The organism is Pseudomonas sp. P4_D7 (genome assembly GCF_056401755.1).
In genome coordinates, this window is record NZ_JBFUIR010000002.1 from 235302 (window position 1) to 258864 (window position 23563).

General features: G+C 59.9%; 20 protein-coding genes and 1 riboswitch. Of the genes, 14 read left to right on the forward strand and 6 right to left on the reverse strand.

Annotated elements, in window-relative coordinates; genetic code table 11:
• Positions 1–39: 39 nt before the first annotated feature.
• From AC1DVF_RS02415 to AC1DVF_RS02430, 4 genes are all read left to right on the forward strand, one after another.
• A complete protein-coding gene (locus AC1DVF_RS02415; protein WP_093430131.1) occupies positions 40–375 on the forward strand; it encodes a YceK/YidQ family lipoprotein in 336 nt (111 codons plus the stop codon).
• Positions 376–547: 172 nt separating this feature from the next.
• Positions 548–2302 (forward strand): carbamoyltransferase family protein, encoded by a 1755-nt coding sequence (locus tag AC1DVF_RS02420; protein ID WP_093430132.1) that lies wholly within the window; start codon positions 548–550, stop codon positions 2300–2302.
• A complete protein-coding gene (locus AC1DVF_RS02425; RefSeq protein ID WP_093430133.1) occupies positions 2295–3203 on the forward strand; it encodes a glycosyltransferase family 2 protein in 909 nt (302 codons plus the stop codon). Before AC1DVF_RS02420 ends, AC1DVF_RS02425 begins: the two co-directional genes overlap by 8 nt.
• A 75-nt stretch (positions 3204–3278) precedes the next feature.
• Positions 3279–4718, forward strand: a complete 1440-nt coding sequence (locus tag AC1DVF_RS02430) for a hypothetical protein (RefSeq protein WP_460089623.1) — start codon at positions 3279–3281, stop codon at positions 4716–4718.
• 3 nt (positions 4719–4721) lie between these two features.
• Here the strand turns inward: AC1DVF_RS02430 and AC1DVF_RS02435 are convergent, their stop codons facing one another.
• A complete protein-coding gene (locus tag AC1DVF_RS02435; RefSeq protein ID WP_093430135.1) occupies positions 4722–5375 on the reverse strand; it encodes a toluene tolerance protein in 654 nt (217 codons plus the stop codon).
• A 125-nt stretch (positions 5376–5500) separates the two neighbouring features.
• On the opposite strand from AC1DVF_RS02435, the gene msbA reads away from it, so the two are divergent.
• The 7 genes from msbA to AC1DVF_RS02470 all read left to right on the forward strand — a co-directional run bounded on the left by msbA (position 5501) and on the right by AC1DVF_RS02470 (position 13759).
• Positions 5501–7327, forward strand: a complete 1827-nt coding sequence (msbA, locus tag AC1DVF_RS02440; RefSeq protein WP_093430136.1) for a lipid A export permease/ATP-binding protein MsbA — start codon at positions 5501–5503, stop codon at positions 7325–7327.
• A complete protein-coding gene (locus AC1DVF_RS02445) occupies positions 7321–8217 on the forward strand; it encodes a GNAT family N-acetyltransferase (RefSeq protein ID WP_460089625.1) in 897 nt (298 codons plus the stop codon). Before msbA ends, AC1DVF_RS02445 begins: the two co-directional genes overlap by 7 nt.
• Positions 8218–8221: 4 nt before the next feature.
• Positions 8222–9622, forward strand: coding sequence for a PIG-L deacetylase family protein (locus tag AC1DVF_RS02450; protein ID WP_477781943.1), 1401 nt, complete (start codon positions 8222–8224; stop codon positions 9620–9622).
• A 64-nt stretch (positions 9623–9686) separates the two neighbouring features.
• On the forward strand, positions 9687–11108 hold the full coding sequence (hldE, locus tag AC1DVF_RS02455) for a bifunctional D-glycero-beta-D-manno-heptose-7-phosphate kinase/D-glycero-beta-D-manno-heptose 1-phosphate adenylyltransferase HldE (protein WP_034151682.1): 1422 nt from the start codon (positions 9687–9689) through the stop codon (positions 11106–11108).
• 130 nt (positions 11109–11238) lie between these two features.
• The gene (locus AC1DVF_RS02460) at positions 11239–12213 is read left to right on the forward strand and encodes a glycosyltransferase family protein (protein ID WP_477781944.1); all 975 of its coding nucleotides are present in this window, start codon (positions 11239–11241) and stop codon (positions 12211–12213) included.
• On the forward strand, positions 12214–12900 hold the full coding sequence (locus tag AC1DVF_RS02465; RefSeq protein ID WP_477781945.1) for a hypothetical protein: 687 nt from the start codon (positions 12214–12216) through the stop codon (positions 12898–12900).
• A gap of 58 nt (positions 12901–12958) precedes the next feature.
• Complete coding sequence (locus AC1DVF_RS02470) at positions 12959–13759, forward strand: hypothetical protein (protein ID WP_095047268.1); 801 nt, start codon at positions 12959–12961, stop codon at positions 13757–13759.
• 4 nt (positions 13760–13763) lie between these two features.
• Here the strand turns inward: AC1DVF_RS02470 and AC1DVF_RS02475 are convergent, their stop codons facing one another.
• From AC1DVF_RS02475 to AC1DVF_RS02490, 4 genes are all read right to left on the reverse strand, one after another.
• The gene (locus AC1DVF_RS02475) at positions 13764–14726 is read right to left on the reverse strand and encodes a metal ABC transporter ATPase (RefSeq protein WP_093430143.1); all 963 of its coding nucleotides are present in this window, start codon (positions 14724–14726) and stop codon (positions 13764–13766) included.
• A 31-nt stretch (positions 14727–14757) separates the two neighbouring features.
• A complete protein-coding gene (locus AC1DVF_RS02480) occupies positions 14758–15570 on the reverse strand; it encodes an aldo/keto reductase (RefSeq protein WP_116255774.1) in 813 nt (270 codons plus the stop codon).
• Positions 15567–16742, reverse strand: coding sequence for an NAD(P)/FAD-dependent oxidoreductase (locus AC1DVF_RS02485; protein ID WP_477781946.1), 1176 nt, complete (start codon positions 16740–16742; stop codon positions 15567–15569). Before AC1DVF_RS02485 ends, AC1DVF_RS02480 begins: the two co-directional genes overlap by 4 nt.
• 200 nt (positions 16743–16942) lie before the next feature.
• On the reverse strand, positions 16943–17275 hold the full coding sequence (locus AC1DVF_RS02490; protein WP_016985677.1) for a DMT family transporter: 333 nt from the start codon (positions 17273–17275) through the stop codon (positions 16943–16945).
• A gap of 110 nt (positions 17276–17385) precedes the next feature.
• Between AC1DVF_RS02490 and AC1DVF_RS02495 the strand changes: the two genes are divergently transcribed.
• Positions 17386–18282, forward strand: coding sequence for a LysR family transcriptional regulator (locus AC1DVF_RS02495; protein WP_093430146.1), 897 nt, complete (start codon positions 17386–17388; stop codon positions 18280–18282).
• Positions 18283–18293: 11 nt separating this feature from the next.
• Entirely contained in the window at positions 18294–19568 is a 1275-nt protein-coding gene (gene waaA / locus AC1DVF_RS02500) for a lipid IV(A) 3-deoxy-D-manno-octulosonic acid transferase (protein WP_477781947.1), read from the forward strand.
• 91 nt (positions 19569–19659) lie between these two features.
• Here waaA and AC1DVF_RS02505 read toward each other — a convergent pair whose 3' ends face one another.
• Positions 19660–21093 (reverse strand): TolC family outer membrane protein, encoded by a 1434-nt coding sequence (locus AC1DVF_RS02505; protein ID WP_093430148.1) that lies wholly within the window; start codon positions 21091–21093, stop codon positions 19660–19662.
• Positions 21094–21299: 206 nt separating this feature from the next.
• Positions 21300–21405: riboswitch (TPP riboswitch) on the forward strand.
• 149 nt (positions 21406–21554) lie between these two features.
• On the opposite strand from AC1DVF_RS02505, the gene thiC reads away from it, so the two are divergent.
• On the forward strand, positions 21555–23444 hold the full coding sequence (gene thiC, locus AC1DVF_RS02510; protein WP_064117168.1) for a phosphomethylpyrimidine synthase ThiC: 1890 nt from the start codon (positions 21555–21557) through the stop codon (positions 23442–23444).
• Positions 23445–23563 lie beyond the last annotated feature (119 nt).

Below are 23563 nucleotides of genomic sequence, written 5' to 3' on the forward strand. Positions count from 1 at the left end.
CCCGATGCTAATTTGCCCAACGACCTTGGAGGGCGAATTTTGACCATTAAACAGGCTGCAACGCTGGGTGTATTTTCATGGATTCTGGCTGGCTGTGGCAGCGCCATGACTGTCTTGCAGGACGATGCCGACGTGGCGCGGGACATGCGCAAACAAAAAACCTATTGCCAGTCCATTCCGCGGATTTACAGCGGTCTGGCCTTCGATTTCTGCGTGTTGAACGCGCCGCCGGATCCCAGCGGTTTTCTGGTGCCATTCGTGTTGCTGGATCTGCCATTGTCGGGAGTATTCGATACAGTAGCGTTGCCCTATACGGTTTATCGTCAGCTCACCGACGGCAATCTTGGTATTTACTGGCGCAAGGGCAGTTATTGAGTAGCAGGGTAAGGTTTCTCCAGACCATTCACCCAGAGGGCAATCGCACAGGGTAATTCCCTACTCGTTTACGCTATAATCCCGCCCTTTAGCTGTCACTCGCCCTGTGCGAGGGCACATCAATTTTCAAGGCGCATCGCGCCTGCACGCAGACTAAAGAGGCTAGACCCCTGTGGCATTGACGATTCTTGGCCTGTCCGGCGCCCTTAGCCATGACCCTTCAGCAGCCTTGTACATCGACGGCAAGCTGGTGGCGGCGGCTGAAGAAGAGCGCTTCGTACGCGATAAGCATGCAAAGAACCGCATGCCCTACGAATCGGCGAAGTTCTGTCTTGAGCAGGCCGGCATCAAGCCGTCCGACGTTGACGTAGTTGCGATCCCGTTCGCTCCGATCAGCCTGTTCGGCAAGGCGCGCTGGCACTACGCCAAGCGTTACTGGTATGCACCGGATCGCGCCCTGGATGCGATCCTGATGGGCAACCGCCGCTACAAGCGCTACCGCAACAAGATTGTCTGGTGCCTGGAGCAATTGGGTTTTGATCCGAAGAAGATCAAGATCGAACCAGTCGAGCACCATTTGGCTCACGCCTCCAGCGCCTACCACTGCTCCGGTTTTAAAGAAAAAACCGCGATCCTCGGTATCGACGGCAAGGGCGAGTACGCCACGACCTTCTTTGGCTACGGTGAAAACGGCAAGATCCACAAGATCAAGGAATTCTTCGATCCGGACTCCCTCGGCGGCCTGTATGGCGCGATCACCGAGTTCCTCGGCTTCGAGATGCTCGACGGTGAGTTCAAGGTCATGGGCATGGCGCCGTACGGCGATGCCAGCAAGTACGATTTCTCGCGTCTGGCCTCGTTCGAAAACGGTGAGCTGGTGATCAACACCGACTACGCCAACGTTATCGGCCTGCGCCGCTATAAAGAGAAGGGTAAAGGCTTCTACTTCTCGCCTAAGCTGATCGAGTGGCTGGGGCCGAAGCGCGAAGGCGATATTGCTGACGAACCGTACATTCACTACGCCGCGAGCATGCAAGCGCTGTTCGAGAAACTGGCGCTGCAGATGATTGATCACTATTTGGGTGACGTGCTCAAGGAAACCGGCAAACTGGCCTTCGCCGGTGGCTGTGCGCTGAACGTCAAACTGAACCAGAAAATCATTGCCCGCGACGACATCAAGGAACTGTTCGTGCAACCGGCGTCCGGCGATGCCGGTACGGCGGTCGGCGCAGCAGCCTATGTGTCCCACGCCCGTGGCGTGCCGGTAGAAAAGATGGAACACGTCTACCTCGGCCCGTCGTACAGCAACGAGGACGTGATCGCCGCCTGCGCCCGTCACGAGAACAAGCCGGCGTGGCGCAAGCTCGATAACATGCCGGAACAGATCGCCAAAATCATGGTCGATGGTAATCCGGTGGCCTGGTTCCAGGGACGTATGGAGTTCGGTCCGCGTGCATTGGGCGGTCGATCGATCATTGGTTGCCCGAGCGTGGCCGGCGTGGCCGACCGCATCAACCATCAGATCAAGTTCCGCGAGCGCTGGAGGCCTTTCTGCCCGTCGATGCTCGACACCGTTGCACCACAGATGATCAAGATCGATCATCCGGCGCCGTTCATGACATTCACTTTCGAAGTGGCGGACGAGTGGAAGACCCGTGTGCCGGAAGTCGTTCACGAAGATGGCACTTCTCGTGCCCAGGTCCTCAAGCGTGAATACAACCCGCGCTACTACGACATGATGAAGGCGCTGGAAAACCTGACCGGTAACGGCGTATCGCTGAACACCTCGCTCAACCGTCGTGGCGAACCGATGATTTGCTCGCCGACCGACGCGCTGAACATGTTTTTCGGTTCGGATCTGGAATACCTGATCATGGAAGATATTCTGGTCGTAAAAGAGGGTGTGAAAGGATACGAACTTGACTGAAACACTGATCAGCGTCGTCATTCCGGTTTACAACTATGCGCGAACGCTGCCTCGTGCAGTGGAGTCGGTGTTGGCGCAATTGGATGAAACGACGGCGGATCTGCTGGTCATCGACGACGGGTCGACGGACGATACGCCTGAGGTAGTGGAACGGCTCCTGCTTAAGCATGGCGGTCGTTTTCGTGCGCTGCGTAAAAGCAACGGCGGATTGTCATCGGTGCGCAATCGGGGGCTGGAAGAGACAACCGGGCGATATCTGGTGTTTCTCGACTCTGACGATGAAATGGCTCCCGGTGCATTGGCTGCGCTTGCGCAGCACATTGCCAGTCATCCGCAGACTCTTATGGTGATCGGTGCGCACTGGTCAGTGTTCGCTGACGGGCGCCGCAGTTTGCAGGCGGCCAGGCCTTTGCCTGGGACGCCCCGCCAGCGCCTGCAGGGTTACCTGCTGAACAAGACGGTGTCGATTTCCAACGGTGCCTGTGCGATGCACCGCGAAGTGTTCGCTCTGGGCAATTACCCGGAACATTTGCGCAACGTCGAGGACCTGCCAGTGTTTGCCCAAGTGCTGGCGCGCTACCCCTGCACCGTTCTGGACAAGCCTCTCGCACTGATCCACAAGCACGCCGACAGCATGCGCCATGATTTGCGCCAGAGTCTTGCTGCCGGTACGGAGCAGGTCGTCAGCGAAGTGTTTTCCAGCCGAAGAATGCCCGAAGAAATGTGTGATCTGCGCCAGGCGTTTCTGGCACAACGCTGTTTGTCGCTGTTTCGCGACTGTTATTCCCATGGCGAGTACAAGCTGGCCAGGTCGTTCTATTTCCAGGCTTTGCGTGCAGACTGGCGGACGTTTTCACGCTGGTCATACACCCGCAAGGCTTTGCGGTTGCTGTTTCGGTAAGCGGGTCGCGATGATGTGCGCGTACCTTGTAACGGATGTCGGTGAGGTGGCTGGGTGAAAGATACGGGCGGTAGCGTGGCAACTCGAGTCTCCAGAATCATCGATAAATACCCGGTCTGGCTGGCGTTTGTGGGCAGCGCGCTGTTATCGCTGATAGCCGTCCTGGGCACTGCGACAGTGGGGCGTGATGCCGCGCTGTACATCGATATTGCGCAACAGGTCACCGAGTACGGGCCGAATGTGGCTTGGGCTACTTTCGACTGGCCCTGGTTTTCCTTTCTGCTGGCCGCTACGCATTCCATCCTGCATTTGCCGCTGGAGCTGAGTGCCTATCTTTGGTGTGCACTCTTTTTTGCCGGCACCAGCGCGTTGATGGTGGACTGCGTGCGTCAGCGGTCTGCGCAGGTCACCGGTTGGGCGTGCCTGGTGGTATTGGCCATGCCGGCGGTGAATGCCTTTCGAAACGACATCATCCGTGAGTGCGGTTTCTGGTTCTTCTGCACGCTGACGCTTTGGCTCGCGCTGCACTGGCAAGCCCGTGGCGGCTGGTTGCGCGCGGCATTCATCCACCTGGCAATCGTCGCAGCAGCCTTGTTTCGGCTGGAGGCCTTGTTGCTGGTGCCGGCGTTGGCTCTGTGGCAGTTGCCCAACCTGTGGTCATCTGGCCGGCGGATGCAGTTTGCCCAGTTTTCGCTGCTGCCGGTTTTGGGGCTGCTGGCCATTTCGGCAACCGGTGTACTCATGTCGGCGCGAGTGATGCTGTATCTGGACATGATTGCCCCGCACAGTGTGTTTGCGTCCTTTCAGATGCTGTGCGATCAGTTTGCCAATTCGCTCATCAACAAGTACTCCCAGGATGAAGCCGGGCGGATCATTTTCTTCGGCATCCTGGCGACCATGACCATCAGTTTTGTGAAGTTGATGGGGCCTTTCGCCGTTCCCTTCATTCTGCGGCGTAACTGGGGGGTGCTAGGCGTCTACTGGCGCGACTATCGACCCTTCGCCTGGGCGGCGCTGCTGTATCTGGTCGTGCTGGTGCTGTTTTTCATCAAGCAACAGTTCATGAATACGCGCTACCTGAGCTTTCTCAATCTGTTGTTTGTGCCCGTGCTGGCGATGGGGCTGGCGGCGTTCGTTCGCGAGTTCCCGCGTTGGGGCAAGTGGCTGGTGGTTCTGTGTTTGCTGGTGATGCTGTCGAACGTCATCTCCACCGGGGCCGGCAAAACCCATTACGTCCAGGCCGGGCGCTGGTTGTCGGCCCATGTCGAGCCAGGGGCGAAGACCTATTTCGAGGATGGGCGGATCAGCTATTACGCCGGTCGTGGCTATGTGATACCGGTATTGACCGCAGAGGAAGCGATGTCGGCAGCGCACGCTGGCGACTATCAATATTTCCTCATCGAGGCCAAGGGTGACGAGCCTTGGCTGAATGAGTGGCTGGTGGCGCACAAGCTGCGCATCATCGAGCATTTCGCCAATCGCAAAGGTGCCACTGTAGTGGTCATCGGCCGCTAAGGCTTAACCGAGCAGCGGGCGCAGGCGCGAGATCAGCGGCGCTTGCCGGTTGCTCGGCAGTGCCTGCCGATAGCCCTCGATAAACGTGTCGCCGGCGTCCTGGCCGAGCAGCCATTGGCGGTCTTCCTTGTAGCGCAGCAAATGCGCGAAGTTACGCAGGCGTTTACTGTCACTGAGCGCGTGCTTCTGGCAGCGCAGGTCGGCAATATCGATCAGGCCCAAACGCTTGTCGGGGGTCTGCACGACGTTGCCAAAGTGCAGTGATCGAAAGTACACACCTTTTTCGTGCAGCAGGGCGAAGTACCCGCCCAGCTGGAATCTCAGTGTGTCAGCCTCTTCGTCAGTGCCTTGTAGCTGACGCACTGTATTGCCTTCCAGCGGGCTGTAATACACGCAGTCACGTTCGATGCTCGGGATGCGGTAGACCGCGATGACTTTGGGGCAGAGGATGCCGCGTTGTTCGAGGGCCCGGGTATTGTCGGCAAAGCGTTGTGCATAGGGGTAGAACAGTGCCGAACTGAGCAGCCGCTTGCGGCGGAACAGCTTGAGCATGCGTCCATCGGCCAATCTGAGCACCTTGTCGCCGGAACCGTCGGCTTCCAATACGTGTGCACCCGCGCGCAGTGCCTCGTAAGTGCTGTGATCAATCGATTGCATATCCGGCTCCCCATCATTAGCGGGGTATCTTAACCGAGTTGGTCGAAGGCTGGCTTGAAGTCATGTTTATCGGGGCAAAAACGCGTGTGATATCATCGGCGCCTCACTGAATTGCGCGGATCACCATGAGCAGTCCTGAACCGAAAGCCCAGTCCACGCTGGCGATCTATTTCCGCCTTTTGGCTTACGTGCGGCCTTATGCCGGCCTTTTCCTTCTCAGCATCGTCGGGTTTCTGATTTTCGCATCGACTCAGCCGATGCTCGCTTACATCCTCAAGTACTTTGTCGACGGTCTGGCCAATCCTGAAGCCAGTCTGTTCCCGGGCAACCCTTATCTGGGCAAGCTGCAGTTGCTCGAAACCGTGCCACTGATGATCGTCTTCATCGCGTTGTGGCAGGGCGTGGGTTCTTACCTGGGCAACTTCTTCCTGGCGCGGGTTTCTCTGGGCCTGGTGCATGACCTGCGGGTGGTGTTGTTCAATAAATTGCTGGAGTTGCCCAATCGCTTCTTCGACAAGAACAATTCCGGCCACCTGATTTCCCGGATCACCTTCAACGTGACCATGGTCACCGGCGCGGCAACGGATGCAATCAAAGTCGTCATCCGTGAAGGCATGACCGTGATTTTCCTGTTCTGCACACTGTTGTGGATGAACTGGAAGCTCACGCTGGTGATGGTCGCCATCCTGCCGTTGATCGGTTTGATGGTGAACAGCACCAGCAAAAAATTCCGCAAGCAAAGCAAGAAGATCCAGGTCTCGATGGGCAACGTCACGCACGTCGCGTCCGAGACCATTCACGGCTATCGCGTCGTGCGCAGTTTTGGCGGCGAGCAGTACGAAAAGGATCGCTTTCGCGATGCCAGCCAGAGCAACACCGACAAGCAGTTGACGATGACCAAGACCGGCGCCGTTTACACGCCGATGCTGCAGCTGGTGACTTACAGCGCCATGGCGGTGGTCATGTTCCTCGTCCTGTACCTTCGCGGCGATGCATCGCCGGGTGATCTGGTGGCCTACATCACCATGGCTGGCTTGTTGCCCAAGCCGATCCGTCAGTTGTCGGAGGTCAGCTCGACGATTCAGAAAGGTGTCGCCGGTGCCGAAAGTATTTTCGAGCAACTGGATGAGCCGGCGGAAGTGGATCAGGGCACGGTCGAGCAAGATCGTCTCGAAGGCCGTCTGGAAGTGCGCAATCTGAGCTTCCACTATCCTGACACCGACAAAGCGGTGCTCAATGACATCAGTTTCGTCGTCGAACCGGGGCAAATGGTTGCCTTGGTCGGCCGCTCGGGCAGTGGCAAATCGACCCTGGCCAGCCTGATTCCGCGCTTCTATCAGCATGATCATGCGCAGGGCCAGATCCTGCTCGATGGCGTGCAGGTGCAGGACTTCACCTTGCGCAGCCTGCGTCGGCAGATTGCTCTGGTGACCCAACAGGTCACGCTGTTCAACGATACGGTGACCAACAACATCGCCTACGGTGATCTGGCCGGTGCGCCGTTCGATGAGGTCAAGCGCGCGGCCACCGAAGCCTATGCCGATGAGTTCATCATCAAGATGCCGCAAGGCTACGAAACCATGGTCGGCGAAAACGGCGTGCTGCTGTCCGGCGGCCAGCGTCAGCGCATCGCCATTGCCCGGGCGTTGCTCAAGGATGCACCGCTGCTGATTCTCGACGAGGCCACTTCCGCGCTCGATACCGAGTCGGAGCGGCATATCCAGGCTGCCCTGGATCATGTGGTGAAAAACCGCACGACCCTGGTGATCGCCCACCGTTTGAGCACCATCGAGAAAGCCGACCTGATTCTGGTCATGGACGAAGGTCGCATCGTCGAGCGCGGTTCTCACGCACAATTGCTCGAGCAGAACGGCTATTACGCCCGTCTGCACGCCAAAGAGTTTGAAGAGGGTGACGAGCCTCAGCCGGCACACGCGACCGACGTATGCTGACGATGTTTCGCAGCTTTCGCGAGCGTGGCTGGACCGAAATCGACCGGGACAGCTACGCCCGCGCCTGGCAACGTTTCGGCGGCAGTTTTGCTACACACCCCGAAGTCGTCGAGCGCTTGTCGACGTTCCTTGGCATCGAGTTGCGCTACCTGGGCTGGGTCGTTGGCGGTGATGTGCTGGCCGCCATCCCTTGCTGGGGGCGGCATGTTGCCTTGTCCAAGGAAGTGCTCAAGCGCGAGGGCAAGCGTGGCTTGCTGGACATGGGCAATGCGGAAATCATTCTGCCGATCGCGCCAGACGTCATCGTGCCGGTGCGCCAGCGCGTGGCTTATGTGTCCCAGCTCAATGCCGGGCAGATCAGCACGCTGAAGCCACAGCCTGAGGGCCTGGCGCTGGCCCGGTTGCCGGAAGAATATTCGAAGAAGTTCCGCTACAACCAGCGTCGCGAACAGCGCCTGCTGGAAGAGGCGGGCGGATCGCTGGTGCCGATGTCCGACTTTACGCCGCAGGAACAGGCTGCCGCTTACGGCGATTTATTCCAGCGTCGCTGGGGCTTCGAGGTGCCGGGCAAGGCCGGGTTGGTTGAGGTTTTTACCTTGCTGCGCGAGTTCATGACCGGTTCGGTGGTGATGCTCGAATCGGCGCCCGTCGCCATTCAGGTGCTCTATCGCGTCGAGGCCCCGCAATGGGTTTCGCTGGAATACATCAACGGTGGTGTCGACCCGCAGAGTCGCGAGTTCAGCCCCGGCAGTGTGCTGAGTTTCGTCAATACCCAAGAGGCCTGGGCGCACGCGCAAGCGCTGGGCAAACCTCTGCGTTACTCATTCGGTCGTGCCGACCGAGAGTACAAGGATCGCTGGTGCCACTCGGTGCCGGTCTACAAGGTCTGAATTCATGAGCGCTCGCAAGCAACAGCTTCTCAAAGCTCATCGGCGCAACAAGCGTCTGTTCCTGATCGCCTTTGTGCTGGCGCTGTTGCTGATCGGCGTGCTGATCGCGTGGTGGCTGGTGCCGTTGTTGCTGGTGCTGGCCTGGGTCGCTCACGAGGCCTGGTTTGCCGACCATTTGTTCTACCGGCCTACCGACGACTATCAATACGACTTTCCGCCGCTAACCGCACGGCAGGCCGTGAGTCTTGAGGGCGGCGTGGTAGGCCTGAGCGAACCGCTGGCGCAGGGCGAGACATTGGTACTCGAACTCGAAGTGAAGTCCACCTGGCTGGGGCGCTGGCTCGATCCCTATGTTGAGGTGGGCGATGATCGTCAGGATCTGGAGCGGGGCGTCAGAGGGCGGCGTTTCCTCAATCTGTCGGGGCAGGTCGATGCGCTGGCGCAAGGGACTCTGACGCTGCGTGGCCGATATTGCGTACCTGCTGCGACGGGCGTGTTGTGGGTAATGGCCAATCCGGACTACAGCCGCCAGCGGGTCATGGTCATCGCGCCCCATGCCGATGATGCAGAACTCGCCGCCTTCGGTCTGTACAGTCGATGCGAAGGCGTCAGCATCGTCACCCTGACCCAGGGTGAGATCGAGGCTGAAGACTTTCAGCGCCTGGGCCTTGATCAATCCGCAGCAGCACGATTGAAGGGCCGCTTGCGCAGTTGGGACAGCCTGGTGATTCCGCTGTGGGGGGGCGTGCCTGCCGAGCGTTGTGTGCAATTGGGCTATTACTGCCTGCAACTGCCGTCGATGGCCGAAGCGCCGACCCAGGCGTTCGGCTCCCGGGAATCGCAGGAAAACGATATTCGCAGTGTGCGCCGGCATAACCCATTGATCCTGCCCGCCGACGTTGACGGGCAGCCGACCTGGCAAAACCTGCTGGGTGATCTGACGGCCCTGCTTGAGCACTATCGCCCGGAAGTGGTCGTTACACCGCATCCTGAACTCGATCCCCACAGTGATCATGTAGCGTCGACCCAAGCGCTGCTTGAGGCTATCGAACGCAGTAGCTGGAAACCGGCGACCCTGCTGCTGTACGCCAATCACCTGCACGACAATGATCGCTGGCCGATGGGGCCTGCCGGTGCGGGTGTTCCGCTGCCTCCCGCCATCGAGCCGCTACCGGCTGATCGCCTGTGGAGTCCGCTGCTGTCGGCTGACGTGCAACTGGACAAAGCCATGGCGCTGGCCATGGAACACGATCTGCAGGGCCGACAGGCGTTCAAACGGCAATTGCGCCGCTGGATCCAGCAGGCTCTGGCCGGCCGTCGCTGGCCTGAAACGGGCAGTAACGAGTTTTTCCGCAAGGCAGTCCGGCGTCACGAGTTGTTCTGGGTGCGCGACCTTTCAGATTGAGGCGGACGGCGCTTTACCCTGTGTTAATATCGCGCCCCTGTTCATTTTGTATGTGGGTTGCTCCATGAAGTTGTCCATGCCGCGTTTCGATCAAGCCCCGGTCTTGGTAGTCGGCGATGTCATGCTCGACCGTTACTGGCATGGCGGAACCTCACGGATTTCCCCTGAGGCGCCGGTGCCGGTCGTTAAGGTCGAGCAGATCGAAGACCGTCCGGGCGGTGCCGCGAACGTTGCCTTGAACATTGCCGCGCTGGGTGCGCCGGCGTCGCTGGTCGGTGTGACCGGCGATGACGAAGCCGCCGACAGCCTGAGCAACAGTCTCAAAGGCGCGGGCGTACGCGCTCTGTTCCAGCGCATCGCGCACCAGCCAACCATCGTCAAGCTGCGGGTCATGAGCCGGCACCAGCAACTGCTGCGTATCGACTTTGAAGAACCGTTCGCCACCGACGCTCTGGCCCTTGGTTCGCAGGTCGACGACCTGCTCGAAGGCATCAAGGTGCTGGTGCTCTCCGATTACGGCAAAGGCGCCCTGAAAAACCATCAGGCGCTGATCCAGGCCGCCCGCGCGAAGAACATTCCGGTGCTGGCCGATCCAAAGGGCAAGGACTTCTCGATCTATCGCGGCGCCAGCCTGATCACTCCCAATCTCAGCGAATTCGAAGCCATCGTCGGCGGTTGCGTCGATGAGCATGAGCTGGTGAGCAAGGGCGCCGCCCTGATGCACGACCTCGAACTCGGTGCGCTGCTGGTAACGCGCGGCGAACATGGCATGACCCTGTTGCGTCCGGATCAGCCGGCGCTGCACCTGCCGGCCCGTGCCCGTGAAGTGTTTGATGTCACCGGTGCCGGTGACACGGTGATCTCCACCCTGGCGGCAGCGATTGCCGCCGGTGAAGACCTGCCCCACGCCGTTGCGCTGGCCAACCTGGCCGCCGGCATCGTGGTTGGCAAACTCGGTACGGCCGCCATCAGCGCCCCGGAACTGCGTCGCGCCATTCAGCGTGAAGAAGGTTCCGAGCGCGGAGTGTTGGGGCTGGAGCAGTTGCTGCTCGCCGTGGCCGATGCCCGTGCGCACAACGAGAGGATCGTCTTCACCAACGGCTGCTTCGACATCCTCCATGCCGGCCATGTGACCTACCTGGAGCAGGCGCGGGCACAGGGCGACCGGCTGATTGTCGCGGTCAACGATGATGCTTCGGTCAGCCGTCTCAAAGGCCCGGGCCGCCCGATCAACAGTGTTGACCGGCGCATGGCGGTTCTCGCCGGCCTCGGCGCTGTGGACTGGGTGATCAGTTTCCCTGAAGGCACCCCGGAGAACCTGCTGCGCGAGGTCAAACCGGACGTGCTGGTCAAGGGCGGCGATTACGGCATCGATCAGGTAGTCGGCGCTGATATCGTCACTGCTTATGGCGGTACCGTAAAGGTGCTGGGACTGGTGGAAAACAGCTCGACAACTGCGATTGTCGAGAAGATCCGCAGTCGTTGATCAGATGAATTTTTACCGTTGTGTACTGCGTGTGAACGGATTTTGCCTTGGGGATTTTACCGTTTCCGTTGATGTAGGCTGCTTTGAATCCGATGCGCTTGCCTGCCTACGTCGCGTGGTCAATTAACCTATGAAAGTCATGCTCCTGGTGATGGACGAGCAGCGGGTCATTCTCGACCGGCTCTACGACATCGTGCAGCAGAACTGTGATGAGTGTTTCATCTATCGTTTGAGCAAAAAACAGCAGTTGAATCTGGGGTCGTTTCTGGCCTCGGTCGATTACCAGACCTTCGATCGCGTGGTGATTTTCTCCCGGGTCAAACGCCTGGCCACGCAACTGCAGGTGCTCAAATGCATCCCCGGGCTGGTCTTCCTCGAACACGACGCCTACCAGAACTACATGCCAGCGAGTAAATACCGCGGCGCGTATTCACGGCTCTACCGTCGTCTGCCGAGTTGCCGGGCGCTGGTGTCCGGTGCCGTGGTCGCGCGCAAGATGCTCGCTGAAGGCATCGACACGGTGTTTGTCTCCAAAGGTTATGACGAGCAGATGCTGCACAACACCGGCGTCGAGCGGGACATTCCCATCGGTTTTCTTGGCAGCTTGAAAAGCACCGAATATGCCGAGCGCAAAGCCATGCTCGAGTCGCTCTCGCAGCGAACCGGGATGCTGGTGACCCGTACCAAGTCGGGTGCGGAATACCTGCAGACGCTCAATCGCATCAGGATTTTCGTCAGCGCCGACATCGGCATGAACGAGTTCATGATCAAGAACTATGAGGCCATGGCCTGCGGTTGTGTGCTGCTGGCCTGGAGTCAGGGCGAAGAAGACCGTCTGCTCGGCTTTGAAGACATGCACAACACCGTGTTCTACCGCAGCGCAGATGAAGCGGTGGAAAAGATCCAGCTGCTGCAGAGCGACCCGGAACTGGCAGAGCGCATCGCCCTCAATGGCCAGGAGTTCGCGCAAAGCCGTTATTCCTTTGCCCGTGTCGGTCAGGCACTGGCTACGGAAATCCAGCGTGAGATGCGTCCATGGCAGCCGCCCTCGGCGTTCACGCGATTCTGGGTGAAGCTGCGTTACGGGATGAAGGTGCCGGTCTGAATGAAGGACGAACACATGGCGCTGGATGCGCTGCCCGGTGGTGATCAGTCCGTACCGGGGGCGTTACCGACAGAACTTCTCGACTGTCTGAGTCGTGCGCCTCGGGTGGTGCTGATTGCCAACAACCCGGCCATTACCGCGGCGGACTTTCAGGCGTTGAACATTGGCGTCGATGACGTCGTCGTCAGCTTCAATACCTGCATCAAAGCGGCGCTGCTCAACAAGCAGAGCGTCAATGTCTTTGTGCATGGCTACAACGCGCCGGACGCGTATTTTTTTGGTCTGCCTTACGCGCCGCCGGTACAGCAGATGTTCGAACAGGCGAGCGAACGTTGTTTCAGCATGCTGGTGGGCTGCGCCGCACCGATGTGTCCACTGCCACGCGTGGCCATGTATTGGGATCGCATTCCACTGCCGCCACTGTGGAACTACCCGGTCGACCGCCCGGGCGGCAAGCGCTACGTTGGGCCTTCCACCGGTTTCAACACGCTGGTGCTGTTTGACTGGTTGCGCGCTCATGCCGGTTATACCTATCAGCTCATGACCCTGGGCTTTTCCAACGAAGCAGGAAAACTGTGGGGTGGCCATGCCTGGGACTATGAGCGTGACTGGCTGCAGAAGTCGGACATCATCGTGGTGCCGCTGCAACCCCGTCGCTGGTGGCAAAAGCTGTTTCGGCCGAAGTAAGCGATATCGTCTATCCGGTTGCCAGCAGGCCCGAACTACTTTCAAAAGGTGCTGTTGAGTGTTGAAAATTGCCGTAGCTTTTTTCGGAATCCCGAGAAATTCGCCGATCTGTTTCCCCTCCATCGAGCAAAACGTGCTGGCGCAGTTGCCTGCGGGCAGCGATGTAAAGTGCTTCTACCATCTGTACAAGATCGATGAGGTGCAAAACACGCGATCCGGTGAGAAAGGCGAACTGAAGGCGGACAACTACCAGCCATTCGAATCGATGACCGGCACACTCACCTCGACCGAGGGCGTGCTGGAGCGCTGGGATTTCGAACAGGTCAAAGCACAGGGCGATACCTGGGCAGATGACTTTGCGTCATTGCGCAATTTGATCTTTCAGCTCAACTCATTGCATACCGTGACCAGCATGATCGAGCCGTTCAATCCGGATTTCGTTGTGTTCGTGCGCCCGGACAATTTCTTTCACAGCGCATTGCCTGCCTATGTCTTCGCTCACCCCGAGGCTCGCAAGCACAACGCTTATATTCCTGACTGGCAATGGTGGGGCGGTTTGAACGACCGTTTTGCCGTGTGCGGGCGCGACACGTATGTCGCGTACGGCAAGCGAATCGAATGTATTTTCGATTTCTGCAAGGCAACAGGCCGAAAGCTGCATTCCGAACGCTTGCTTAAATATGCCCTGCAGCAGGTCGATGCCAAAATCTGCACGCTGCCGACGCAGGCATCGCGGGTGCGCATTACCGGTGCATTTGCCGAAGAATCGTTCTCGCCCAAGCGTGGCATGGGCAAGCGCGAAAACCGCTACTTTCATTTCTTCGCCGGGTTGCGCACCTGGTGGGACCGTCGCCGCTAAACCGTTATTTACCGGTTTTCTTGCCCAGACCGACCAGTCGCAGCGCCTTGATACTCAGTTGCTTGAGTCCCTGACGCGGGGCTTTCGCCGGTTGCAGGCCCTGCTGCACCAACCAGTCCTTCCAGCGAATCCGCTCTTCGCGCACAACCCAGCCGGTTTGTGTGGCAAAACTCTCGGCCAGATAAAGACCCCGGGTGCTCGCCGGTACCAGTTTGTCGCGCTTGAGCGTGTACAACTCTGCCAATGGCGCGCCGTCCTTGAGGGGCATCAAGTACAGGTCGGGCCGTTTGCGGTCGAGTCGGGCCACCAGTTGATCACCCTCCAGGCGTTCGTCGACGTGGAACAGGCTCAGGGACTTGGCTTCCTTGGGCACATCCAGACGCAAGTCGTAGATCAATTGCAGCGATGCGGTCGGCAGATGCACGTAGGCCCGTGGGCGTTCGAGCAATTGCAGATTGGCGCTACGTATCGGTCGCGCTGAGCCGGACAGCGGGGTCAGGCGAAACGGCAGCGCTTCGCGATAATGCAGTGCAGCGGAGTAGGGCGCCGGCAGCCAGGTGTCGTTGAAACGTCCGCCGAGCCAGCCTTCCGGTGTTTCCAGCAAACACTCTTCGGCAATTTCCTGAATGGCCGTGTGTAGCGGAATATTCAGTTCATGCGCCGGCACGTAACCGGAAATCAATTTGAGCACGACATCGCCACGATCCTGACGGCGCTGGCGCACCAGCACCCAGTAGTCGCGATTCTGCCAATGCAGGGTCAGGCGCACGGAAACCCCGAGGTTGGCCAGTTCCAGCGAGAAGCGCTCGGTGTCAGCCACGCTCACCGGTTTACGCCGCTGCAAGGTCTGCGCAAAGTTCAGCGGCATGCCGACGCTCTGGTAGGTCAGACCTTCGGGGGTGGCTTCGACGTACAACGGCAGGGTCTTGAAGTTGCTCGGGTTCTTTCTGATGAGCGTGCGCGGCATATCGGCTCCTGCTTAAGGCCGCGAAGCGGCGTCAGTGACCACGTAGGACCTGGGCAACGGTCGCAACGTTGTGGGCGAGGTGCAGCGGATTGATCGTCCCGACAATAGCACTGGCCACGCCAGGTTGCGCGAACAGCAATTCGAAGCTGGCGCGCACCGGATCCACGCCCGGACTCAAACAGACGTGACCGCTGGCCAGGGCTTTTTTCACCAGAATGGCTTTGCCGTGGGCAGCAGCATAGTCAATGACAGCCTTCTCGTTTTGTTCGTTCAGATTGTAGGTGACCATCGCACAGTCGCCTTGCTCCAGCGCTTTCAAACCGCCCTCGACGGTTTTGCCGGAAAAACCGAAGCCGCGAATCTTGCCCTCGGCCTTGAGCGCCGCGAGTGTCGCGTACACCTGTTCATGCTCAAGGATCGCCATGTCGTTGCCGTCGGAATGCACCAGCACCAGGTCGATAAAATCGGTTTCAAGACGTTGCAGGCTGCGCTCCACCGACATCCGTGTGTGTGCTGCGCTGAAATCGTGTTGCGAGAGGCCATCGGCAAACTCTTCGCCGACCTTGCTGACGATCACCCAGTCTTGACGTTGACCGCGTAGCAACGGGCCAAGGCGTTCTTCGCTGCGACCGTAGGCCGGGGCGGTGTCGATCAGGTTGATGCCCAGATCGCGCGCCTGACGCAGCAGCATCCGCGCTTCATCATCGCCGGGGATCTGAAATCCGTTGGGGTATTTCACCCCTTGGTCGCGGCCGAGTTTGACTGTGCCCAGGCCCAGCGGCGAAACCGTCAGGCCGGTGCTGCCCAAGGGACGATGCAGATCGTGCAGGGTGGCAATGGTCATGGCAGCAATTGCTCCCAGGCAGGAACGCCCAGCGGTGGTTTTGGCAGTGCGGGCAATGGTTCGGTGGCTTGTGGCTGGATGCCGTCGCGCTCCAGGGCGGCGATGACCCGGTCAGCGAAGTCCGGCGCCAGCGCCAGTTTGGTCGGCCAGCCGACCAGCAAGCGGCCTTGCTCGGCAAGGAAGGCGTTGTCCGGGCGCGTCAGCCCGGTTTGCATTGGCTCGGCACGGTCAACCCGCAGGGTCGCCCATTGCGTAGTGCTGAGGTCGATCCACGGTAACAACTGGGCGATCTCTTTCTGCGCGGTGGCAATCTGCTCGGCCGGCTCGCGGTTCACACCTTCGCTTTCGGCGATGTCGCCACCCATGTACCAGACCCACTGGCCGTCAGCGGCCGGATGCGTGGTCACAGTGATGCGCGGTTTGGTGCCGCCGCCCAGGCAGTGGGCGTACAGCGGCTTCAGACCTGGGCCTTTGGCGATGATCATGTGCAGCGGGCGGCGTTGCATGGCCGGCTGGCTCAAACCGAGGTCTTCGAGCAGTTGGGCAGTACCGGCACCGGCGCTGAGGACAATGCGTTGCGCGCGGATTTCGCGACCATCGACTTTCAGGCCGACCAGCACGCCGGCCTCCAGCAGTGGCTCGATAGTTTGCCCGGCGAGCAGGCCATCTCCGGCCAGATCGGCCAGGCGCTGGATCAGGCTCGGTACGTCAACCACCAGTTCGGCAAGGCGATACACCTTGCCCTTGAAGCGTTTGTCTTGCAGGGCCGGCGGCAATTGCTCGCCCTTGACCTGGTCGACCCGGCCACGCACGGCTTTACTGGCGAAGAAACTGGTGAGGTTGCCGGCGAGGGTGCCTGGCGACCACAGGTAATGGGCCTCGGACAGCAGGCGCACGCCGGACAGATCCAGCTCGCCACTGCCGGCCAGCGCTTCACGCCAGCGGCGTGGCATGTCGGCGATGGCTTCCGAGGCGCCAGTCAGCGCGCCGTGCAACGCGTACTTGGCGCCGCCGTGGATAATGCCTTGGGACTTCACACTCTGCCCGCCGCCGAGGCTGGCGCTTTCCACCAGCACGGTCGAAAAACCCTGGCGGCGCAGGCGCGCGTTCAGCCAGAGGCCGGCGACACCAGCGCCGACAATCAGAACGTCGGTGGAAATAACGGATGGCATGCAGCGACCTCAGTGTTCAAGACGAGGGCGCAGTATACAGACTCGGGAAAGGGGCGGATTTGTCGATGATCAACAGGTTGAACGCAGAACCAAATGTGGGAGCGAGCTTGCTCGCGAAGAGGGTGTGTCAGATAGCAATCATGCGTCTGACGAACCGCTTTCGCGAGCAAGCTCGCTCCCACAGGGATTGTGGTTGGATTTTAGTGGCCGGCGGTTTTCGAGAACAGCTGGATCACCACGACACCCAGCACGATCAACGCCATCCCCAGCATCGCCGGGATATCCAGCTTCTGTCCGTAAATGAACAGCGCCGCGACGCTGACCATCACAATCCCCATGCCCGCCCACACCGCATAGGCCACGCCAACCGGAACGGTGCGCACCACCAGGGTCAGCATCCAGAACGCGATCGCGTAGCCGACGATGACCAGCACCAATGGCAGTGGCGTGCTGAAGCCTTTGACCGCTTTCATCGACACGGTGGCGATCACTTCGGCGCAGATGGCAATGGCCAGGTAGGCGTAGGCGTTCATGGTTCAAATCCTCAATGTGAAACGTTGCTTGCTGAGGCGGCATTCTAGTGATTCGCCAGATGGGGTAAAGTCATTACCTATCTGCTACAGAGATGGGTTGGTGAATCAACATGCAATGGAATCTGGATCAACTGCGGGTGTTTGTCGACGTCGCCGAACACCGCTCGTTTTCCGCCGTGGCGCGCCAGCAGCGTAAAGCGCAGTCGGCGATCAGCAGCGCGATTGCCATGCTCGAAGATGACCTGGGCGTCAGCCTGTTCGAGCGTAGCAGCGGCCGTCAGCCAACGCTCACCGAGGCGGGCGAAGCGCTGTTGGAAGAGGCACGTGAAGTCCTGCGTCAATGCGAGCGCCTGAATGGCCGGGCGATGGCGATGCTGCGCGGCCAGGAAGCACAACTGCGCGTGGCGCAGGATGAGGCGATGCCCTATCAGGCACTGGTGGAAAGTTTCGGTGAACTGGCCGAGCAGTTTCCCAGTCTTGAAGTGCAACTGACCAGCGCCGCGCAAGGCGAAGTCGCGCGCAAGCTGGTCGAGCGTCGTGCCGACCTCGGCCTGTTGTTCTATCACGATGAAATCCCCGAAGCACTGGAGCGCCGGGTGCTCGGCAGCGTCGAAATGGTCACGGTCTGCGGCATCAATCATCCGCTGGCGAAGCAGTCTTACGTGACCTGCCAGCAACTGGCGCAACACCGGCAGTTGCTGATGTCGACGCAAACCAGTGTCTATCCCGGCAACGAGCCGGCCAGCCCGCAGGTATGGCGCGCCGACAGTTTTTACGTGATGTCCGAATGGCTGGTACGCGACCTCGGCTGGGCCTGGTTGCCCCGGCATGTGGTGCAGTACTCGGCCTATCAGGGCTTGATGGTCGAACTCGACAGCGAATGGACCCCGCCGGCACTGGTGGTGGAACTGGTCTGGCGCCGCGACGAACCGCTCGGCCCGGCCGCGCGCTGGCTGGCCGAACGTTTTGCCGTGCACTTGCGGGCGATCGGCGACAAAAGTCGATAAACTCCGCCGCCATGAATAGAACTCTCTACACCGCGCTGTTTTACCTGGGGCTGCCATTGGTGGCGATTCGGCTATGGCTGCGTGCGCGCAAGGCGCCGGCGTATGCCAGACGGATTGGCGAACGTTTCTCCTACGGCATGCCGACGCTGCAACCCGGCGGCATCTGGGTGCACGCCGTGTCGGTGGGCGAAAGCATTGCCGCCGCGCCGATGATTCGCGCTTTGCTGCAACGTTATCCACAACTGCCGATCACCGTGACCTGCATGACCCCGACCGGTTCGGAGCGGATTCAGGCGCTGTTCGCCAATGAGCCGCGCATCCAGCATTGTTATCTGCCGTACGACTTGCCGTGTGCGGCGGCGCGTTTTCTTGATCGCGTTCAGCCCAAGCTCGCGGTGATCATGGAAACCGAGCTGTGGCCCAATCACATTCATCAGTGCGCCAAGCGCGGAATTGCCGTGGCATTGGCCAATGGACGCTTGTCCGAGCGTTCCGCCAAAGGCTATGGCCGCTTCGGCAAACTGACCGCGCCGATGCTCGCCGAAATGAGTTTGTTCGCCGTGCAGACCGAAGCCGAAGCCCAGCGCTTCCGCGATCTCGGTGCGCGCCCGGAAACCGTTGAGGTCACCGGCTCGATCAAGTTCGACCTGACCATCGATCCGCAACTGCTGCAACGTGCAGCTGACTTGCGTGGCCAGTGGCAGGCGCTGGAGCGTCCGGTGTGGATTGCCGCCAGCACCCATGAAGGCGAGGACGAAGTGATCCTCGACGCCCATCGCCGCTTGCTGGCCAATCACCCGGATGCGTTGCTGATTCTGGTGCCGCGTCACCCGGAACGTTTCAACTCGGTGTTCGAACTGTGCCAGCGTGAAGGCTTCGTCACGGTTCGGCGTTCGACTGGGGCCAATGTCGATGCGCAGACGTCGGTGCTGCTCGGCGACACCATGGGCGAGTTGCTGTTTCTCTATGCCTTGGCGGACAGCGCGTTTGTCGGCGGCAGCCTGGTGGCCAATGGTGGGCACAATCTGCTGGAGCCGGCAGCCTTGGCCAAACCGGTGATCAGCGGCCCGCACCTGTTCAACTTCCTCGACATCGCCGCGCAATTGCGCGAAGCCGGAGCGTTGGCCGAGGTCGATGATGCCGAAGGACTGGCGGTGGAAGTGCAGCGCCTGTTTGAGCTGCCGCGCGATGCGCAGCGTATGGCCGACGCCGGGCTGGCAGTGATGCGCCGCAATCAGGGCGCGTTGCAGCGTTTGCTGGATGGTTTGGGCCGACTGATCAAGTAAAGCAAAAAAGATCGCAGCCTTCGGCTGCTCCTACATTGGAATACGTTTCCTGTAGAAGCTGCCGAAGGCTGCGATCTTTTGTTTTTAAGGCTTAAGGCCGGGCCTTGAGCTGCGCCTCGGCCGCTTTGGCCAGATCCGGCGGGAGGAAATCCTTGTCCGGGTTGTAGTCGGCTTTCAGATAACGCCGTAGATCTTCCAGATCCCCCGGGTTCAACGTTCCCGCCGCCTGCTTCAAGCGCAGGTTGTCGAGGATGTAGTCATAACGCGTGTTGTTGTAGTTGCGCACCGAGGTGTACAGCTGGCGCTGCGCATCGAGCACGTCGACGATGTTGCGCGTACCGACCTGATAACCGATTTCCGTGGCTTCCACTGCGCTCTGGTTGGAGATGATCGACTGGCGACGCGCCTGCACCTGCTCGACGTCGGTGTTCACCGCGCGGTGCAGGTTGCGGGTGTTCTCGACGATCTGCCGGCGCAGGGATTCGCGCTGTTGTTCGCTCTGATTCAGTTGCTCATACGACTGGCGCACTTGCGAGCTGGTCAGTCCGCCGCTGTAGATCGGGATGTTCAATTGCAGGCCGACCGTGCTCTGTTCGACATTGTCACGGTACGGCACACCGAAAGCGTTCGGGTTGGAAAAGCCGAGGGCGTCGTTGTCACCCTTTTCGTATTTGGCCACGGCATCGAGGGTCGGCAAGTGGCCGGCCTTGCGCTGCTTGAGGGTCTGCTCGGCGGAGCTGACGGCGAAGTTGCTCGCCAGCAGATTGAGGTTCTGTTTCGCCGCGGTATCAACCCACGCCTTGGCGTCGTTCGGCGCTGGCGGCAGGATCGGCAGCGTGTGGACGATGCCCTGAATCGAGTTGTACTGGCGGTTGGTCAGGGTGATCAGCGCTTCGAAGGCATCGTCGACCTGACGTTGCGCAACGATGCGGTTGGCCCGTGCGGTGTCGTAGCTGGCTTGCGATTGCAGCACGTCGGTCTTGTCTGACAGGCCGACATCGAAGCGTTCGTTGGACTGGTCGAGCTGGCGCTTGAACGCGGCCTCTTCAGCTTTGGTCGAGGCGAGGTTGTCCTGGCTGCGCAGCACGTTGAAATAGCTTTCGGCCGATTGCAGGATCAGGTTCTGTTCGGTCGCCGACAGTTGCAGCGCTGCTTGCTCGTTGACGTCCTTGGCCGCCTGGTACTGGAACCAGCGATCGGCGCGGAACAACGGCTGGGCCAGAGTCGCCTGGTAGGAGTGAGCGCTGCGGTTGGCAGTGGCCGAGGGCTGATCGATCGACGTCCGCACATTGGCCACCTCAGCGCCGCCTGACAGGTTCGGCAGCAGACCGGCGCGGGCCTGTGGCACCACTTCTTTCTGTGCGCCGTACTGCGCGCGGGCGGCGGCGAGGTCGGCGTTGTTGTCGACCGCCTCCTGATAGACGCTGACCAGATCGGTTTTGGTCGACAAGGGCGCTTCTGCTGCCCAGGCCATTGCGTTGGACGCACAAGACACGGCAAGAGCCAGTGAGAGTTTGCGCAGCATGAGGCGATCCCTAGCATTAATATTATGGAAGTAATCCGGGCGCCAAAGGTAAGGCGCAGGCCCCACAGCGTCAAGGCGTGGCGGGGCAAAGCGAGTGTAGTTGCGCATTTGCCTCACAACAATCAGCCAAGCCCCTGTATTTATGCCATTCATCATGGTGTTTGCTGCGGTGTTGGCGTTCTTTGCCGGTTGTGTCTAGACTGGCCGGGTTCTTGTCGGGGTGCCTTGCTATGAGGCTGAGATCGAATAATTTCGGATCCCGTTGAACCTGATCAGGTTAGCGCCTGCGTAGGGAACAAGATTTCTCGTCACCCGGCGAGTCCTCTTGTGCTTCGTCCGGGAAATTGTTCGACAATCGAACGCTCGACGACGAGGCACAGCACCGGTCCTGGTGCGTCCGTGCCTTTCAGGTTCTGCTCCGACAATCCACTGCCTGGATGCTGTCTGGAGAGCCCGTGATGATGACGACAAAATCAAAAAACGCGATCAACCTGAGTGACTCGGCCAAGGTCGACGAGCAATCGGTCAAGCCGTTCACCCGTTCGCAAAAAGTCTACGTTCAGGGCTCGCGCCCGGACATCCGCGTGCCGATGCGCGAAATCACCCTCGACGTGACCCCGACCGATTTCGGCGGCGAAATCAACGCGCCGGTGACCGTTTACGATACGTCGGGCCCCTACACCGATCCGAACGTGGTGATCGACGTCCGCAAAGGCCTGGCCGATGTGCGTTCGGCGTGGATCGACGACCGTGGCGACACTGAGCGTCTGGCCGGCCTGAGTTCCAACTTCGGTCGCGAGCGCCTCGCCGATCCTGAATTGACCAAGCTGCGCTTTGCCCACGTCAACAACCCGCGCCGCGCCAAGGCCGGGGCCAACGTCACGCAAATGCACTACGCGCGTCAGGGCATCATCACGCCCGAGATGGAATTCGTCGCCATCCGCGAAAACATGAAACTTGAAGTGGCCCGCGCCGCCGGCCTGCTGGATCAGCAACACCCGGGTCACAGCTTCGGCGCCAGCGTGCCGAAAATCATCACCCCTGAATTCGTCCGTGAAGAGATCGCCCGTGGCCGCGCAATCATTCCGGCCAACATCAACCACACCGAACTGGAACCGATGATCATCGGCCGTAACTTCCTGGTGAAGATCAACGGCAACATCGGCAACAGTGCCTTGGGTTCGTCCATCGAAGAAGAAGTGGCGAAACTGACTTGGGGCATTCGCTGGGGCGCGGACAACATCATGGACTTGTCCACCGGTAAGCACATTCACGAAACCCGCGAGTGGATCATCCGCAATTCGCCGGTGCCGATCGGCACGGTGCCGATCTATCAGGCGCTGGAAAAAGTCGGTGGCGCGGCCGAAGACCTGACCTGGGAGCTGTTCCGCGACACGCTGATCGAGCAGGCCGAGCAGGGCGTCGACTACTTCACCATTCACGCCGGCGTGTTGCTGCGCTACGTGCCGCTGACCGCCAAACGCGTGACCGGTATCGTTTCCCGTGGTGGTTCGATCATGGCCAAGTGGTGCCTGGCGCATCACAAGGAAAACTTCGCCTACACGCATTTCGAAGAAATCTGCGAAATCATGAAAGCCTATGACGTCAGCTTCTCGCTGGGCGATGGCTTGCGTCCGGGTTCGATTGCCGACGCCAACGATGCCGCGCAATTCGGCGAACTGGAAACCCTCGGCGAACTGACCAAGATCGCCTGGAAGCACGACGTGCAAACCATGATCGAAGGCCCGGGCCACGTGCCGATGCAGTTGATCAAAGAGAACATGGACAAGCAGTTGGAGTGCTGCGACGAGGCGCCGTTCTACACCCTCGGCCCACTGACCACCGACATTGCGCCGGGCTACGACCACATCACCTCGGGTATCGGTGCGGCGATGATCGGCTGGTTCGGTTGCGCCATGCTCTGCTACGTGACGCCTAAGGAACACCTGGGCCTGCCGAACAAGGATGACGTGAAGACCGGGATCATCACCTACAAGATCGCCGCGCACGCAGCGGACTTGGCCAAAGGGCATCCGGGTGCACAGATTCGCGACAACGCCTTGAGCAAGGCGCGCTTTGAGTTCCGTTGGGAAGACCAGTTCAACCTCGGTCTGGACCCGGACACCGCGCGTTCGTATCACGATGAAACCCTGCCGAAGGATTCGGCGAAGGTCGCGCACTTCTGTTCGATGTGCGGGCCGAAATTCTGCTCGATGAAGATCACTCAGGAAGTCCGCGAATACGCGGCCAACCAGCGGATCGACGCGGTCGACGTGGACGTCGCCAAAGGCCTGGCGGAACAGGCCGAGCGGTTCAAGAAGGAAGGCAGTCAGCTGTACAAAAAGGTTTGATCTGACCTGAAAAGGGTGGGCCTGCAAGGGCCCCTTCGCGAGCAGGCTCGCTCCTACTTTGGAATGCATTCAAGTGTGGGGGCGAGCTTGCTCGCGAATGCGATCAACACAACAACAAA

What these genes read in the sequence shown, in the direction of transcription:
- AC1DVF_RS02435 (WP_093430135.1), bottom strand. Translation starts at nt 5,375, where the DNA reads ATGCAATCGATTGATCACAGCACTTACGAGGCACTGCGCGCGGGTGCA.
- AC1DVF_RS02465 (WP_477781945.1), top strand. Translation starts at nt 12,214, where the DNA reads ATGAAGGACGAACACATGGCGCTGGATGCGCTGCCCGGTGGTGATCAG.
- waaA (WP_477781947.1), top strand. Translation starts at nt 18,294, where the DNA reads ATGAATAGAACTCTCTACACCGCGCTGTTTTACCTGGGGCTGCCATTG.
- AC1DVF_RS02445 (WP_460089625.1), top strand. Translation starts at nt 7,321, where the DNA reads ATGCTGACGATGTTTCGCAGCTTTCGCGAGCGTGGCTGGACCGAAATC.
- AC1DVF_RS02490 (WP_016985677.1), bottom strand. Translation starts at nt 17,275, where the DNA reads ATGAACGCCTACGCCTACCTGGCCATTGCCATCTGCGCCGAAGTGATC.
- AC1DVF_RS02460 (WP_477781944.1), top strand. Translation starts at nt 11,239, where the DNA reads ATGAAAGTCATGCTCCTGGTGATGGACGAGCAGCGGGTCATTCTCGAC.
- AC1DVF_RS02485 (WP_477781946.1), bottom strand. Translation starts at nt 16,742, where the DNA reads ATGCCATCCGTTATTTCCACCGACGTTCTGATTGTCGGCGCTGGTGTC.
- msbA (WP_093430136.1), top strand. Translation starts at nt 5,501, where the DNA reads ATGAGCAGTCCTGAACCGAAAGCCCAGTCCACGCTGGCGATCTATTTC.
- AC1DVF_RS02450 (WP_477781943.1), top strand. Translation starts at nt 8,222, where the DNA reads ATGAGCGCTCGCAAGCAACAGCTTCTCAAAGCTCATCGGCGCAACAAG.
- AC1DVF_RS02505 (WP_093430148.1), bottom strand. Translation starts at nt 21,093, where the DNA reads ATGCTGCGCAAACTCTCACTGGCTCTTGCCGTGTCTTGTGCGTCCAAC.
- AC1DVF_RS02495 (WP_093430146.1), top strand. Translation starts at nt 17,386, where the DNA reads ATGCAATGGAATCTGGATCAACTGCGGGTGTTTGTCGACGTCGCCGAA.
- AC1DVF_RS02475 (WP_093430143.1), bottom strand. Translation starts at nt 14,726, where the DNA reads ATGCCGCGCACGCTCATCAGAAAGAACCCGAGCAACTTCAAGACCCTG.
- hldE (WP_034151682.1), top strand. Translation starts at nt 9,687, where the DNA reads ATGAAGTTGTCCATGCCGCGTTTCGATCAAGCCCCGGTCTTGGTAGTC.
- AC1DVF_RS02480 (WP_116255774.1), bottom strand. Translation starts at nt 15,570, where the DNA reads ATGACCATTGCCACCCTGCACGATCTGCATCGTCCCTTGGGCAGCACC.
- thiC (WP_064117168.1), top strand. Translation starts at nt 21,555, where the DNA reads ATGACGACAAAATCAAAAAACGCGATCAACCTGAGTGACTCGGCCAAG.